This is a genomic window from Paenibacillus sp. J22TS3 (assembly GCF_018403205.1).
GTDB lineage: Bacteria > Bacillota > Bacilli > Paenibacillales > Paenibacillaceae > Fontibacillus > Fontibacillus tuaregi.
Window position 1 is genome coordinate 101385 of sequence record NZ_BOSF01000008.1, and the last position, 14928, is coordinate 116312.

A 14928-nucleotide genomic window follows, 5' to 3' on the forward strand; every position below is an offset into this window, starting at 1 on the left:
ATAATGAAGGTGTTATTATCAGTTCTGCTTGTGGCTATTATGATTATGCCTGCCAGCGCATCTGCTAAAGATACAGTCAAAGCTGGGAAGATCACGGCGGTCAGCGGTAAAGCAGAGATTAAGAAGAGCGGTGGGGAGAAGAAATTTGGGGCCTTTAAGGGCATGGCTGTCTCACAAGGGGATGTCCTCCTCACCGGCAAAGACGGGCAAGTGGATTTGGATTTGGACAGCGATAAAGAAGTCGTTATCGGTCCCGGAACAACGCTGAAGATTAGTCAGCTCGTCCAAAGTGTCAACGCTGCTGAGGGCAAGACAAGTCTTAGCCTGGGCGGTGGGCAGATTATGATTAAGATTAAGAAAAAGCTGAAAGGCGACTCCCGCTTCGAGGTTCAGACTCCGACTGCAATCATGGGTGTGATGGGAACGGAGTTCATTGTAGGCTACGAACACCAGAACACTTACATCGGCGTGCTTGAAGGCAAAGTGTCGGTAGCTGGCGGCGACCGGATTGTTTCTCATTATGTAAGCCCGCAGGAACAGCTAAAGCTCGATCAGTCTGGTAAGGGACAGGTAGAGAAGCTGAGTCTTGCTGAGCTGCCGCTCTTCGCCCTTGAGAAGTATAGGCGAGAATTGTCAGCCGGGGAGTCAGGGCCAAGTGTGGACCTGGCATGGATACAGCAGGTAGATAAGCAAATCGAGCTTGCGCGGTCCAAATCCAAGGGTGAGCCAACGGCACAAGCTGAGAAAATGGCTATCTTTGAAGGGGCGGGCTCTTCAAGTGGGGAGGTGTCCGGCGGTTCTTCCGGAAATCCTGGCAGCCCATCTATTCCGGGCCAGCCGCCTGGAAACCCGAATAACGGCGGTGGCAGCGGAGGGAACCCTAACCCAGGCAATGGCGGAGGAGGTACTATACCTCCTGATCCAGTTACTCAGCCGCCTTCCCTTATTGAACAACCGAAGAAGTACGATTGGGATCCAGATCGAATTGTAGATGTCGAGATCAAGGTGAATCTGGCGAGGAACAAGCTGCTGGGTATCCTTAGAACCTCGGGCGGCAATGAAGAGTTAAAGTCCGGTGAAGACTATGAGATTAAAGACGTGAATGGAAATGCGAGTGCAGCGATGACGGTTGTAATTAAGAAAGAGTATCTCAAGTCAGCCGGAAAATCGCTAAATCTGTCACTTAAATTCGACCATGGGCATGTGCTGGCTGTGTCGCTAAAGGCCGAAGCGGCTCCGGTTCCGAAGGTGGATATGGCCGAGTTCAATAGCAATCCAGACAAGTATATTCCAGACAGACAAACCGTTATTATCCCTTATACTGAGCCGGTGGCGTTTATCTCGGCAGATCCTGTAGAGCAGGTTAAGGCCATAGATTTCAGTGGGCATGTTCAGGGCGTAAGTATAACAGGGAATCAAGTCACGGTTCATTTGAACAGCAGATTGGGATTTGGCGAAGTCAATACCCTGATGATAAAAGCCAACAGCATCAAGCATATCAAGGCGGATACTATTCAGGACCAGGATGAGCAGGTCCAAGTCAGATTTACCAGGGAGCCGCATGTGGACACGGATACCCTTCTGATTCCAGCAGCTGGTGCCCAGGATCAGACGGTTACTCTGGATGTGTATAACTACGGCCTCAATTTGGGTGACCTAAAATTGGAAGCTTTGGATGGATCTTTATCCATGCCGCCGTCACCGGGTTACGATTATACGATCATCAATACGAACCCCAATTTCATAAGCCTTAAATTCAGCGCGATTTTCACTGCCATGCTTAATAACAGAACTGCACAACAATTTCTCCTAACCATTCCACTCAAGAATGAGGATGGAAGCCTGAGCAGCTATGAACTTAAAGTTACATTTAAGAAACCAACACCATAGCCCTGAGTTTGTTATGTCGGAGGATGATATGAAAAAGAAACTTGTAAGTGTTCTAACAGGCGCTTTATTGTGCGCGGCGCTGGTTCTTGGTCCAGTGCACGCAGCTGAAGCCTCAAATAGCGTATCGGCAGGATCAGAAGCAAATGCGAAGCCAGGCTCTGTTCCCGCGGTAAGACTGGTTATGAGCGGGATAGCTCTTCCTTCAGGAATATCTGTATTAAGTAATGGAAGCCTTGTTATCACTGACTCCGTCAGAGGCCGTTTGACTCTGTGGTCTGCAGGTAAGCTGACGGTTCTGGCTGGACCTTCAGATGCGGCTCCGGCTTCGGCATCAACAGAGAATCACATAGATAGCGGCTATTACGACGGTCCCGTAGACAAGGCTCTATTCAACCGCCCGACCTACACCGCTGTGGACAGCAAAGGTACGGTATATATCAGTGATACGGATAACCATGTTATCCGAAAAATCAAGGCGGGCAGGGTGTATACCCTTGCCGGAAGTGGAACAGCTGGTTACAAAGACGGCAAGGATGAGCAGGCAGCGTTCAATGCGCCGGCCGGACTTGCCGTTGACAGCGGAGACAATCTGTATGTTGCCGATACGCTGAATCATGTTATCCGGAAGGTTACTCCAGGCGGCACTGTAAGCACGTATGCTGGTCTCCATGATGAATCCGGCGGCTATCTCGACGGGATCACTTCCAAGGCGCGCTTCAATGAGCCTATGGGACTCGCCTTTGACGGTAACGGGGGATTGTATGTGGCAGACAGCGGAAACCAGCTGATCCGCTTCATCCACTCTGGCACAGTAACCACTTATGCCGGGAAGCCAGGTACCATTGATCCCCAGACCGGTTATGTGCCGGGCCGGTATGCTGACGGGAATAGGGAGCAGGCGGGCTTCAACCGGCCAAGAGGGCTGGCTTATGCCAAGGGGACATTGTTCATTGCCGACAGCTTAAACCACCGCATCCGGGCTGTCAGAACGGATGGCCACGTCATTACAGTCGCAGGAAAGGGCACACCCGGAGATTCGATCCGGCCTGTACCCGAAGCCAACTTTAACGAACCGACGGGTATAGCCTTTTCCTCCGGGACACTCTATATCACAGATTCACTGAACCACTCGGTCAAGGCGTTGGAGGCAGATCCGCTTCATCTGCAGCCTGCGCAAAGTGATATGGACCTGCTGGATGAACTCGATCTTCTACCGCCCGGCCCTGATGTTCAGGTATGGATGGACGGAGCTCATCTCCAAATGGATGGAGGAGCGAGCGTGTTCGTTACAAGTACTGCTGTCTATGTTCCGGTGCGCCAGCTCTTCACCGGATGGGGAGCTGGGGTGAAGTGGACTCCGGCAGAGCAGGAAGTCACGGTATCCAAGGGGACCTGGTCTTGCAAGCTCAGGCTGGGCAAGCCAGGCATCTTTTCCAAGAGTGGGACTGTATATGTCGAAGCGGAATACCTGCGGTCCGTACTCGGGATGCAGGTTGTTTATGACCGTGACAGCAATGCGCTGGTCATCAAAAGCTGGAAGGTTTAGGGGGCGTGATACAATCACCTCCGCTTCAGGGTAATGATTCTCATGTTTGAGATCCTGAATGCGGAGGTTTTCTTATGCAAGCAGTTATACTGTGGCTCGATGTGGTTGGGCTTTTGCTTTTGGCGTATATATTTTACCGGATGGATCAGCGGATTACGGGAAGGGTTATTCTGCTCGCCCCGCTGATTATCTATATTGCGCTGTCTTTGGAGGATTTATTGGATCTTATCGATTTTACCAGTGTCCTGGAATCCAGGGCTGCACTGCGGGCTATTATCCTGCTGTTTGTTCTGTTCTCGGTGATCTTCTATATTACGTTTATCTTTACTAAAATAGCGCAGTCCGTGAACAAGGAAGTGCAGCTTAAGTCTACGGTCATCCGGATATTCGGGGCCACGGTTACGTGCATCTTATTTTTTACAGTAGTGTACACCTCTATCTTCAAAATATTTGGAGAAAGCTCGTTTTTAGGCGATAATATTGGTAAGGACCTTCTCTCGCAGCTGATATCTTTCTTGTATTTCAGTGTAGCCACTTTTGCGACGGTGGGTTACGGGGATATCAGACCGATCGATAACACAGCCCGTCTCGTTGTGGTGATGGAAGTGTTATTCAGCTTTGTAACCGTGGCCTATGCGCTCTCGATGATCGGAGTGTTCCGGCAAATTTTTAAAGAGGAACCGCTTGGCAGCCCGCTGGGGGGCCCTACCCATGACCCTGTAGAAAATGATGGAGGAAAAGAAGATGACGATGGGATTGAAGAAATTTAATGCCTGTCTTAGTGAGGCTCTATGTTAAGTAAAGATCAGTTGCGTTCGGGCTATCCAGTAATTGAAACCAAGCGCCTTATTCTTCGGGGCATACTCCCCAAGGACGAGATGGACCTGTACAGTTTAATTACAGACCCAGCTGTCTATCCCCATTTAGGTATTCATACCTCGACTGCGCTGTTCCCTTCAAGATTGTACCGTCATTTTGAAGAGGCGAACCGTACTTTAAGCGCACTGCATTTCGTGATAACCAGGCAAGGGGATGACACGGTGATGGGTCTCTGTTCTCTTCAAAGATGGGACGAGAAGAAGGGGACGGCCATGATCGGTTATTGTGTATCCCCATCCTGCTGGAATACAGGCATCGCGACAGAAGCCGTCAAAGCGATGGTTGATTTTGGACTGAACGAGCTGGGTTTGAGACAGATCCGGGGGAGATGTGAGGAAGACAACCATGCCTCGCGGAAGGTGATGCTTAAGTGCGGATTGGTCCGGGATCCCCACGATTCAGCAGAATCGGTGTACACACGTCAGCTTCCGGGCCTGATCACATTTGTGCTTGAGGCTGATCTTTAACACAGCGTTTATCCTTTGTTACACAATTGAAATATTGCTGTTATTAAACCCTAACAGTAACGGGTTAAGATAAGAACATGACCCCCTTTTGAATATATTAAATGGTTTTGGAACCCGGTGAGTCGGAACTCTAAGGGTTCTCTTTTTTTTGCACATGGATTGACTTTTATGAATTTTCTGCCGATAGCCCTTATAAATGAAGAGCCCCTCTCGAATTAAGAGAAGGGCTCTAAAGACTGATCTCTGGTAGCTGAGGTTACAGCCGAACAGAAATCTTTTGTTTGTTTTTAAAATATACCCACTCCGTGAATCCAATCTCCTTGAGCCGTTTGGCTACGGCATCCCACTCATCCCCTACCCGGAACGGCTTGTGAGCGTCCGAACCAAATGTGACTTCAACGCCATAGAACAAGGCGCGTTCAAGAATTGCGTCGGATGGATACCATCCACCGCTGAGTTTGGTTTTCCCTGAGGTATTGATCTCAATCGCGACACGGCACTCGGCAATCGTCCGGAGTGTCTCTTCAATTGCGGATTCTGCCGGGATATCGGAGAAAGCCGGATAATTCCCCTTCATGGCATCGATATGGCCGAGAATCTGAAACATTCCGCTGCGGGCGGACTGGCGGATCAAGCTGTAGTACTCTTCCTTGTGTTCAATCCGCTGTTGGTCTGTAAGACCCTTCCAGCGGGTCTTGTTAAATATGCTGCTATTAAATGTGCTGTGCACTGAACCGATAATATAATCAAACGGATAGGAATTAAGTACTTCCCGGTATACTTCGGCATGTTCAGGAAAAAAGTCGGATTCAATACCCAGGAGAACGTCAATCTTCCCCGCATATTCATCCTTGAGGCGCAATACTTCGTCCACATAACCGGCGAAATCCTTCTTAGCCATAGCAATACGGGGGAAGGGCTGCTCTTCCGGGCTTCCGAAATAAGGTGTATGGTCACTGATTCCAATGACCTGAAGGCCTGCGGCGAGGCCGGCTTCAATGTAATCCCGAATATTTCCGTCAGCGTGACCGCACCGAAAATGATGGGTGTGCAGATCGAATTTCATTGCGTGTAGGCTCCTTTCAGTACGCAGAAATGTAGGCTATTCCGAGCTGATGAAATGGGTCTCGGGCATTCCTTTCAAATCGTTCAGGAACTGCTGCATGGCCGAGTTGATATATCGGCTGGATTTGTAAATAACGCCAACTGGATGGGTCACCTCAAGCTCAATAATTGGAACAATCTTCAAGGTGCCCAGACGGAGCTCTCGGGAAATGGATTGTTTGGAAATGATGGCAGCGCCCAGATTGATTTCAACCATACGCTTCACCTCTTCACTGCTGGAAAGCTCCATGACGACGTTGGGCTCAATCTGATGCTGCTTGAATACATCTTCCACAAACTTTCTTCCGACAGTGTCCGGTGATAAAAGGATCAGGGGAACGCCTTGCAGATCCTGAAGGACAGGGTTCCTTGCCTTTGCCAATGGATGAAGAGGGGATACAACCAGCTCAAATGTATCGTAGTACAGAGCAGAGGCATGGATTTGGGGATTGCGTTCAATCAGATATCCAATCCCCACATCCACGAGTCCGTTCTCTACATTCTGATAGATTTGAGAAGATGGCATGGATTGAATCGTCGTTTTGATCAATGGAAACTGATCTTGAAAGTAAGAGAGGATGCGCGGCAGAATCTGAATGGCAATCGAAGTGGTTGTACCCAGCACAATATGTCCCTGAGGAGTATGTTCCATATCGGACAGCTTTTGCTTCAACTCTTCCACGATATCCATAATCCGTTCCGAGTGCTGTAGAAAGACCTGACCCCGGTCAGTCAAGGTTACTGGCTGGTTTCGGTCGACCAGTACGGTTTTGAATTCTTCTTCAAGGCTTTTTATTTGTGCGGATACAGCCGGCTGGGTCAGATTCAGCAGTTCCCCCGCTTTCCGGAAACTTTTTGTTTTGGAGATGGTGATGAGCGTCTCCAATTGACTTATGTTCATCGTACTCCTCCTTAATGCTCACTGCACTTGCTTATCCGTATCAGAGAATTGCAGACTTTTCCTATCATTATAGGCGATTCGGTTCATCAGGGCAATGCACATACAGGCTGGGTATCCAGTAAGAGACCAGGGTTACTTAAGGAGCAGAGTTCCTGGAATTGTGATTTTTTAATGATTTATTTTTAGGAATAAAGTATAATAATAAAGCAGGACTTCCCAGAGCAAAGGGGCGCATTTACGTGAAGGCAGAAGTGATCAATCCTTTTTTAGAATCCGCGAAGCTTGTTATTGAACAGGTCATTCAAATTTCACCTTCCGCAGGAAGTCTGGGAATCAAGGATGTTGTTCATGTTGATAATCACATTTGGATTCAGGTTGGCATGACGGGACAGCTTAGCGGCAATGTAGTCTTCGGATTGCAAGAGGATGTCGCTTTAAGAATCGTCTCTCTTATGATGGGCGGATTTGTGATCACTGAGATGGATGAAATGGGGACAAGTGCCATTTCGGAGCTCGGTAACATGATCAGCGGCAATGCTAGTACCATTCTGTCTAACCAAGGCTTTACGGTAGACATTACTCCGCCTAGGGTGATCAAGTCACAGAATAGAGAAGACAGCTCAGCAGCCAAGGCACTATTTATACCGCTTACCATTAATGGAGTGGGCGAACTGGATATTCAGGTAATGATCTCGTAGAATAGAACCAGCTACGGCGGCGGATGGAACAGGGGGTTCCATGAGCGCTATAGACCGCCGACTGGGGAAAGGATGCGGGTGATTTGCTCAAAGATAAGATAGTTGTAGTCACAGGGGCTTCCAGCGGCATAGGGGCTTTAACCGCACAAATGCTGTCCGCGCGGGGGGCGGTGGTCATTCTGACGGCCCGTTCCGTGGACAAGCTTCAGAATGTGGGTTCAGCGCTGAAAGGGCCGCATGCGGTAATCCCCATGGATGTCAGCCAGGATGATGATGTCACCAGAGTGATGGACAGTATTATCGGAACCTATGGCCGGATCGATGTCCTGCTTAACAATGCGGGTTACGGCAAATTTGAGTACTGCAAGGATATGCCGCTTGGCGAATTCGCGGACATGATGAATGTGAACTACATGGGTATCGTGCGCTGTACGAAGTCGGTCCTGCCTCATATGATGAAGGCCGGATCAGGTCAGATTGTGAATGTTGCTTCCATGGCGGGCAAGATCGGGACCTCGAAGTCTACGGCCTACACAGCTACAAAGCATGCCGTGCTCGGGTTCACCAATGCCCTGAGGCCGGAAGTGAAGGAGTACGGGATCACGGTGTCTGCGGTGAATCCCGGTCCGATCGACACTCCGTTCTTCCAGCTTGCTGATCCAGGCGGCGAGTATGTGAAGAATATCGGTTGGTTTATGATGAAGCCGGAGAAGGTGGCCGCGGCAATTGTCTCTGTCATCGAGAGAAGGAAAGCTGAAATAGATCTTCCTTGGGCCGCGGGAATTGGAATCAGGTTCTATCAGCTGTTCCCGAGGCTTGCGGATAAGCTAAGCTCAAGAATGCTGAATAAGAAATAAATATAAGCTGCAAATAGGTCTTTCGTTTCTCTATATTAAGGGGCGGAAGATTTTTTTATTGCTGGCGTAACGCTTTGAAATAAACAGACTGGAAGCGGCAAACACAGCCATGTAGGGATGCGGTTCGTACAACCATGTTTAGTCCTAACCCGTATATACATATAAGGAGTTTATTATTTAGAAACCGGGAGGAATAACGTGAGTCTGAAGACTTTAGAAATAAAAGAAAAGCCTGCCTGGCTGGAATGGGCCAGCAAGAATGTCAGGCCAATTGGGCTCCATTCTGATCGTGACACGGATCTGGATTTTCTAGAGGACTATGTTGGCGATAAGCGGATTGTGCTTCTTGGAGAGAATGGGCATGGGATTGCTGAGCACAACGAGATTCGGATCAGATTGATCCGCTATTTACACGAGAGAATGGGCTTTAATGTAGTAGTGTTTGAGAGCGGATTAGCGGATTGCGGACTTGCAGGAATGGAGCCGGGGGGCTCCCCTGCCGACATCATGAGGAAATCGATATTCAAAGTATGGAGAAGCGAAGAATTAATCCCGCTGTTCGAACAAATTGTCCATTCTGGTGATCAGAAGTCCTTGATTCTGGCCGGAATGGACCCGCAGCCCTCCTCGGAGCACGGTCTGCTGCCTCAGGTTGTCTCTTCCGTGCTCACTGAGCTGGATAGGGGTTTTGTGGAGCGCTTTGAGCATACGGAGAAAGACCTCTTGACCTGTTATAGTGAAATCCAGCGGCAGCTTCATTTGGGTGGGGCTAACTCCAAAGCTGTAAAACGGGACTTTAAAGCCCGTAAATCCGAGTTTATTGAGATCTATCAGCAAGGGCTTGCCTTGTTGGAGACGCATGAACAAATATTGATCCGGAATGCAGGTAATGAAATGTACCATCTTGTGCATAGGAGCATGTATAACCGGATTTATTTTATAAAAATGCTTTCGGGCAGCTCCCGGCAATATATACGCAGACGAGACCGCTGTATGGCTGACAATCTGGTGTGGCTTGCTGAGGTTTTATATCCGGAGCATAAATTCATCGTTTGGGGTCACAATGGCCATATCTCCAAAAATATGAAGAGCTGGTTCGGCTTCATCTCCATGGGATCCCTTCTTCCTGAACGTCTGCGTGGGCAGACGTACACTATAGGGCAATACATGCGGGGAGGAACAGCGGCGTCGAATACAAGAGAGGTATATGAAATAACAGAGGCACCCGAGGGGAGTGTAGAATCCATTGTAGGTAACCTCGGGCACCGCTGTGCCTTCTTGGATCTCAGCAGACATCAAATCAAAAATAAAGGGAATGAATGGATCTATAATTATTGCATCAATCTGGATTGGGGAAGAAGTCCTTATTATATCCGCCTGAAGGAGCAGTATGACGCAGTAATTGTGGTGAACAATGTGAGACCGCCTAAATACTTGGAGTGATGGCGGGGTTTCATTTGTTGGTATCAAGGGTTTCGCATATAATGGAAATATCGCGCATTTCAGTGAGTGCGGCTGCTTGCACGACATCAACGATAAAGGATGATAAACTACATGACTATAAATACATTTGCTTCTATCGGCATCGAGGAAGCTTTGACATCCATTCTTGCCGAATTCGGGATTTCGGAGCCTTCACCGGTCCAAGCCCAGACCATCCCTGTGGTTCTTGAAGGCAAGGATGTGCTGGCCCAGTCCCAGACCGGAACAGGCAAGACGCTGGCATATCTGCTGCCTATTCTGCAGCGGATTGACCCTGCCGCTAAGTCGGTCCAGGCTGTAATTCTGGCTCCGACCCAAGAGCTCGCTATGCAAATCTTGCGGGAGAGCCAGCGTTATGGGGAACCACTTGGAATCAGCCCCCAGGCTTTAATCGGGGGAGCAGCCATCGGACGCCAGATTGAGAGACTAAAGCTCCACCCTCAGCTTATCGTAGGAACGCCCGGACGGATCAAGGAATTGCTGGCCATCAAGAAGCTGAAGATGCACCAAGTCAAAACCTTGGTCGTCGATGAGGTTGATCAGGTCTTCCAGCTAGGTGGAGCAGGTGATGTGGAGCACATTATCCGTGCCGCCCTGCGGGACCGCCAGCTGCTGTTTCTGTCAGCAACCGTAAGCCCGGAAATTAAGACGCTTGCCTACCGGGAGATGAGAGAGCCGGTGGAAGTCGGGATTGAACCGGAACAGCGTACCTCCAAGACGCTGGAGCATGTTTATTTTGTAACGGAGGAGCGGGACAAGATTGATGTGCTGCGCCGGATTGTCCGGACGTACAATGCTCCGAAGGTGATTGTCTTTGTAAATAACACCCAGGATATCGGTGAGGTTGAGGCGAAGATGAACTTTGTCGGCCTGAGTGCCCAGGCCCTGTATGGGGATGCGGATAAGACAACCCGCAGCTTGGTGCTGCGCCGGTTCCGGGAAGGCAGCATACAGCTGCTCATCGCCAGTGATGTGGCCGCACGGGGCCTCGATATTGAAGATTTAACTTTAATCATCAATTACGATCCTCCGATTGACTCTGAGCATTATGTTCACCGTTCAGGACGTACCGGGCGGATGGGCCGCAGAGGAACCGCAGTCTCCATCATAACGCCGCGCGAGGAATTTATTATCCGCAAATTCTCAAAAGAGCTTGGCATCAAGTTCCTTCAGCAGGCGCTCTATGGAGGCCGGCTCGTAGACCCTTCTGCCCCTGCCCGTACAGGAGAAGGCTCAAGAAGACCAGCTCAGGGGTCTCCCCGTCCAAGCAGAGGAAACACTAAGCCTGCTGTTGGAGCGGGGGGAGGCAGCGCTCAGAGCCAGAGTCCAGGACGGGGCCGAAGCAGCGAGACGCCATCGGGTGAACGTAAGGCTGACCGGCACCGGGATCGCAAGAACAAAGGGGCTCCAAAGTGGCTCAAAGATAAACAAAATCCCCGTTCCTAAAGGGAGTATTAATATTTAGCACGAGCACGTCATTAATCGGTAAAGGGGGAAAAGGTTATGGAGCAAACAGTGCCCGTACTGCAGATTGAAGAGCTAAGCGGAGGCTACAGCCTCGGCAAGCCGGTGCTTCATGATATTAACTTCGAGGTCGGAGCCGGAGAAATGGTTGGGCTGATCGGATTGAACGGAGCCGGAAAAAGCACAACAATGAAGCATATCTTGGGTCTGATGACCCCTCATAAAGGGGCCGTGGTGGTAAACGGGAAGACCAAGAATGAGGAACCTCACAGCTATCAGTCCTCACTTGCCTTTGTGCCGGAATCCCCGCTTCTGTACGAGGAGTTAACCGTTCGCGAGCATTTGGAGTTCACCGCCCGTGCCTACGGGGTTGAACCGGAGGCTTACCGCGAACGTTCGGAACGGCTGCTTGATCTGTTCCATATGAAGGAGAGGGCGGACAGTCTGTCCATGCATCTCTCCAAAGGAATGAAGCAGAAAGTGATGATTATGAGCGCATTTGTCGCCCGCCCGCCGTTATATATTATTGATGAGCCATTCTTAGGGCTCGATCCTCTCGGAATCCGGTCGCTTCTGGATTTCATGATGGAGATGAAAATGGGCGGAGCATCCATTCTGCTGAGCTCCCACATTCTGTCCACTATTGAGAATTATTGTGACCGGTTCATTGTCCTTCACCGCGGAGTTGTAATTGCCCAGGGGACACTGAATGAAATCGCACAGCAGGCGGGGCTGCCGGGGGAATCGCTCGAAAATATTTTCTATGCGCTTGTGAAAGGCGGCGTATAATCCCATGGAACTTGGAACTCTGCGCAGCCGCCGTAAAGCTTCCTTCTGGGGGAAGATCGTACCGTACTTTCCTTATATTATGCAGAGCGGGGTTGCGGTCCTGCTGTTTATATTGTTCATTGCTTTCTCGGCCTGGTATACGTCGTTCCTTAAGCATATCCCGCCAGAGCTTCCGATTCACTGGATTATGCTTCTCATTCTGAGCCCACTTACGATAGCTGCAAGCTTCAGAACCTATATGCAGCCTGCCGATGTGAGCTTTCTGCTGCCGCAGGAATATCGAATGAAGCCGTATTTCATTCCGGCCTTCCGGAGTGGGGTGACGTACAAGCTGATCGGCTTGTTCATTCTGCTGTTGGCTGCTTGGCCGCTCTATGTCCGCAGCAGTCCGGAGCCTAAACCTCTATGGCTGATGATCATTGTGCTGGCCGTGCTGAAAATCATCAGTTCTTACGGGGGATGGCAGGAACTGCGGATGGTTTCGGTCAAAGCGAGGAGCGGATACCGTCTCTTGCGCTGGTCCCTGGTGATTCTGATGCTGGCGGCATGGCTCTGGCAGCCGCCGCTGAGAAGTATGATATTCACTTTGTTGGTGGGAATAAATTACGTGCTGTCGCTTCGTATGGCTATCAAACATCAAGTCCCTTGGGAGACGCTGATTGCCACAGAGAGGACTCAAGCTTCAAGAGTCAGCCTGGTTCTGGGCTGGTTTGTGGATATTCCGGCAGACGGACAGCGGGTATACCCCCGCAGGTGGCTATCGGGAACCGGGAACCGTGTGCCTTGGGGGCAAAAGGACGCCTTTCGTTACTTGCTGATCAAATCTTTTGTCCGAAGTGAACTGCTTGGGATTATGGTTCGCCTGGCTCTGCTAGGCATGCTGCTTGTGTGGTGGACAGGAGGAAGCTTATGGGGACCCGCGATTTACTTGTTCCTGTTATTTGCGTCCTGTATGCAGCTCAGTACACTCCGGAAGATGCACAGGGATTCTCCGGCAGCTTCCTTCTATCCAATTCCACCAGGTGCCTCTATCGAGGCGGCTCTTCGTTTAATGTTCGGGATTGGATTGGCACTGGCTATCCTGATGTGGCTCCCGATGCTTGTGTTGGGTATGGCCCAGCTTACCATTGTTCTGGCAAGCCTTGCTGTGGGGATTGTGCTTGTATTCCTGCTTCGGAGCCGGTTTGCGCGAACGTGGAAGAAAGAAGAGGATGAGGACGAGGATTGATTGAGGGCAAGCCCCAAACACGGAACACAATTTAAAAGGCTACCTGAGCAACTGACTGCTCAGGTAGCCTTTTTCTTAAATCAACAGATTAGTAAAGGATGGTACGGCTGACGATTACAAGCAGGATGAACAATACAAGGATTGCACCTGTGCTTGTAAATGCACCTCCGATACCGCCGCCGTATCCTCCTCTGTTGTCACTAACTTCACCCATGTGTATATTCCCCTTTCCCGTCTGTGATTAGGTACATGGTATTGTATGACAGGGATAGGAGCGGTGCTTGGGTAAAGGTCTAGACCGCTTAAGATTGTTCCCTCAAATCCTGAACGCCCTGATAGATGAGGTCGTACAATTCTTCCAGATTCTCTTCCGCGATGCAGGAGAACGCCACGCGCAGATCATGATCGCCGAGCGCGATGGTTCCTACGCCATATTGATGAATCAGATGCTGGCGCAGGGCCTCAGCCGGCACATCTTTAAGCTTAAGACACATGAAATATCCGGAGTTGAAAGGATAGTAATCCCATGCGTCCGCGTACTTGCCGCTGTCGAGCAGCGATTTCACTTTGTTGGCCCGGCCCTTCATGATTACAAACTTTTCTTCCTTTTGCTTGCCGAAATCAGGAGATTTGAGCGCCTCCAGCACAAAGGTCTGGGAAGGATGGGCTCCGCTTGAGATCGTGGCACGAATAATTCCAAGCGTCTTTTGCTCAAGAGCGGACAGAACCTCCTGATTCTCGCTGGCAAAAGTAATAAAGCCCACGCGGAAGCCCCAGACATACTCTTCCTTGGTAGCCCCGTCGACTTTAACAGGGAGGATACGGGGATGAAGCCCTGCCAATTGACCGAACAGTGATTCGTGCATGGAATCCTCAAAGAAGAGACCGAAATAGGCATCGTCCGTTACAACCACAACGTTAATTCCAGCTTCCGCAGCTTCGTATAGGGCAGCCACAATTTCTTTGCCTTCAGCTTCCCCAGGCGTGTAACCGGTCGGGTTGTTCGGGAAATTTAGAATGACCACGGCTTTGCCTTTATCCTTCTGGGCAAGCAGCGCTTCCCGGAGCCCTGCGCTGTTGAAGGTCATCTGTTCGGTGAAGAGCGGGAAGTTCACGATCTTGCCGTGACGGCGGATACCGAAGGTAAGTTCGTAGTTCTCCCAGTTCTTATCCGGGTAAATGACCGCGTCTCCTTCATTAACGAACAGATCTGCCACAACGCTAAGGCCATGAGTTAGGGCGTTAGTGACAACCGGATTGCCATAGCTCTTCCCTTCAAGAGACGGATTCTCCTGAAGCATCTTGGCACGCCATGCTGACCGGAGCTCAGGCTTGCCCGCAGGCGGAGCATAGGGGTACAAGTCCTTCGGGTTAAAAGCGGACAGCGAGTCCTGGAATACGGACAGGTGCATTGGTCCCCCATTCTCAGTAGCAATTCCAATGGTGGCATTGAACTTCTTCGCGTGGGCCGTTGCTTCCGCCGATTGGCTCAGAATCCCCTCTTTAGGGAAGTAGATCTCTCTTCCAAGCGTGGAGAGCACCTCGTACACATTGGCATTTCCAGCTTTGATATTCTCATTTAACTGTTCGGCAAGTGGGTTCATCTCTCGTTCATCCTTCCAG

Annotated in this window: 14 protein-coding genes; 10 read left to right on the plus strand and 4 right to left on the minus strand. The window is 50.2% G+C overall.

The window, feature by feature from the left end; genetic code table 11:
• Positions 1 to 3: 3 nt before the first annotated feature.
• From KJS63_RS21710 to KJS63_RS21725, 4 genes are all read left to right on the plus strand, one after another.
• The gene (locus KJS63_RS21710) at positions 4 to 1890 is read left to right on the plus strand and encodes a FecR domain-containing protein (protein WP_244862729.1); all 1887 of its coding nucleotides are present in this window, start codon (positions 4 to 6) and stop codon (positions 1888 to 1890) included.
• 28 nt (positions 1891 to 1918) lie between these two features.
• Positions 1919 to 3436 (plus strand): stalk domain-containing protein, encoded by a 1518-nt coding sequence (locus KJS63_RS21715; RefSeq protein ID WP_213621032.1) that lies wholly within the window; start codon positions 1919 to 1921, stop codon positions 3434 to 3436.
• A 74-nt stretch (positions 3437 to 3510) separates the two neighbouring features.
• The gene (locus KJS63_RS21720; protein WP_213621033.1) at positions 3511 to 4206 is read left to right on the plus strand and encodes a potassium channel family protein; all 696 of its coding nucleotides are present in this window, start codon (positions 3511 to 3513) and stop codon (positions 4204 to 4206) included.
• A gap of 21 nt (positions 4207 to 4227) precedes the next feature.
• Complete coding sequence (locus KJS63_RS21725) at positions 4228 to 4782, plus strand: GNAT family N-acetyltransferase (protein ID WP_213621034.1); 555 nt, start codon at positions 4228 to 4230, stop codon at positions 4780 to 4782.
• A 256-nt stretch (positions 4783 to 5038) separates the two neighbouring features.
• Here the strand turns inward: KJS63_RS21725 and KJS63_RS21730 are convergent, their stop codons facing one another.
• Entirely contained in the window at positions 5039 to 5848 is an 810-nt protein-coding gene (locus tag KJS63_RS21730) for a histidinol-phosphatase (RefSeq protein ID WP_213621035.1), read from the minus strand.
• A 36-nt stretch (positions 5849 to 5884) separates the two neighbouring features.
• Positions 5885 to 6787 (minus strand): LysR family transcriptional regulator, encoded by a 903-nt coding sequence (locus KJS63_RS21735; protein WP_068620077.1) that lies wholly within the window; start codon positions 6785 to 6787, stop codon positions 5885 to 5887.
• A 239-nt stretch (positions 6788 to 7026) separates the two neighbouring features.
• On the opposite strand from KJS63_RS21735, the gene KJS63_RS21740 reads away from it, so the two are divergent.
• The 6 genes from KJS63_RS21740 to KJS63_RS21765 all read left to right on the plus strand — a co-directional run bounded on the left by KJS63_RS21740 (position 7027) and on the right by KJS63_RS21765 (position 13305).
• Positions 7027 to 7485, plus strand: coding sequence for a chemotaxis protein CheX (locus KJS63_RS21740; protein WP_068620076.1), 459 nt, complete (start codon positions 7027 to 7029; stop codon positions 7483 to 7485).
• Positions 7486 to 7568: 83 nt separating this feature from the next.
• A complete protein-coding gene (locus tag KJS63_RS21745; protein ID WP_213621036.1) occupies positions 7569 to 8342 on the plus strand; it encodes an SDR family NAD(P)-dependent oxidoreductase in 774 nt (257 codons plus the stop codon).
• 198 nt (positions 8343 to 8540) lie between these two features.
• Positions 8541 to 9785: an erythromycin esterase family protein gene (locus KJS63_RS21750; protein WP_213621037.1), complete on the plus strand. Its 1245-nt coding sequence runs from the start codon at positions 8541 to 8543 to the stop codon at positions 9783 to 9785.
• 111 nt (positions 9786 to 9896) lie between these two features.
• The gene (locus KJS63_RS21755) at positions 9897 to 11270 is read left to right on the plus strand and encodes a DEAD/DEAH box helicase (RefSeq protein WP_213621038.1); all 1374 of its coding nucleotides are present in this window, start codon (positions 9897 to 9899) and stop codon (positions 11268 to 11270) included.
• Between the two features lie 57 nt (positions 11271 to 11327).
• Positions 11328 to 12077 carry an ABC transporter ATP-binding protein gene (locus KJS63_RS21760; protein ID WP_213621039.1) on the plus strand — a complete coding sequence of 250 codons (750 nt, stop codon included), beginning with the start codon at positions 11328 to 11330 and terminating at the stop codon, positions 12075 to 12077.
• A gap of 4 nt (positions 12078 to 12081) precedes the next feature.
• Positions 12082 to 13305 (plus strand): ABC transporter permease, encoded by a 1224-nt coding sequence (locus KJS63_RS21765; RefSeq protein WP_213621040.1) that lies wholly within the window; start codon positions 12082 to 12084, stop codon positions 13303 to 13305.
• 88 nt (positions 13306 to 13393) lie between these two features.
• Here KJS63_RS21765 and KJS63_RS21770 read toward each other — a convergent pair whose 3' ends face one another.
• Together KJS63_RS21770 and KJS63_RS21775 are read right to left on the minus strand one after the other, a co-directional pair.
• Positions 13394 to 13519, minus strand: a complete 126-nt coding sequence (locus KJS63_RS21770) for a YjcZ family sporulation protein (protein ID WP_213621041.1) — start codon at positions 13517 to 13519, stop codon at positions 13394 to 13396.
• A gap of 88 nt (positions 13520 to 13607) precedes the next feature.
• Positions 13608 to 14909, minus strand: coding sequence for an aminotransferase class I/II-fold pyridoxal phosphate-dependent enzyme (locus KJS63_RS21775; RefSeq protein WP_213621042.1), 1302 nt, complete (start codon positions 14907 to 14909; stop codon positions 13608 to 13610).
• Between the last annotated feature and the right edge of the window lie 19 nt (positions 14910 to 14928).

What these genes read in the sequence shown, in the direction of transcription:
- KJS63_RS21710 (WP_244862729.1), top strand. Translation starts at nt 4, where the DNA reads ATGAAGGTGTTATTATCAGTTCTGCTTGTGGCTATTATGATTATGCCT.
- KJS63_RS21715 (WP_213621032.1), top strand. Translation starts at nt 1,919, where the DNA reads ATGAAAAAGAAACTTGTAAGTGTTCTAACAGGCGCTTTATTGTGCGCG.
- KJS63_RS21720 (WP_213621033.1), top strand. Translation starts at nt 3,511, where the DNA reads ATGCAAGCAGTTATACTGTGGCTCGATGTGGTTGGGCTTTTGCTTTTG.
- KJS63_RS21725 (WP_213621034.1), top strand. Translation starts at nt 4,228, where the DNA reads ATGTTAAGTAAAGATCAGTTGCGTTCGGGCTATCCAGTAATTGAAACC.
- KJS63_RS21730 (WP_213621035.1), bottom strand. Translation starts at nt 5,848, where the DNA reads ATGAAATTCGATCTGCACACCCATCATTTTCGGTGCGGTCACGCTGAC.
- KJS63_RS21735 (WP_068620077.1), bottom strand. Translation starts at nt 6,787, where the DNA reads ATGAACATAAGTCAATTGGAGACGCTCATCACCATCTCCAAAACAAAA.
- KJS63_RS21755 (WP_213621038.1), top strand. Translation starts at nt 9,897, where the DNA reads ATGACTATAAATACATTTGCTTCTATCGGCATCGAGGAAGCTTTGACA.
- KJS63_RS21760 (WP_213621039.1), top strand. Translation starts at nt 11,328, where the DNA reads ATGGAGCAAACAGTGCCCGTACTGCAGATTGAAGAGCTAAGCGGAGGC.
- KJS63_RS21765 (WP_213621040.1), top strand. Translation starts at nt 12,082, where the DNA reads ATGGAACTTGGAACTCTGCGCAGCCGCCGTAAAGCTTCCTTCTGGGGG.
- KJS63_RS21770 (WP_213621041.1), bottom strand. Translation starts at nt 13,519, where the DNA reads ATGGGTGAAGTTAGTGACAACAGAGGAGGATACGGCGGCGGTATCGGA.
- KJS63_RS21775 (WP_213621042.1), bottom strand. Translation starts at nt 14,909, where the DNA reads ATGAACCCACTTGCCGAACAGTTAAATGAGAATATCAAAGCTGGAAAT.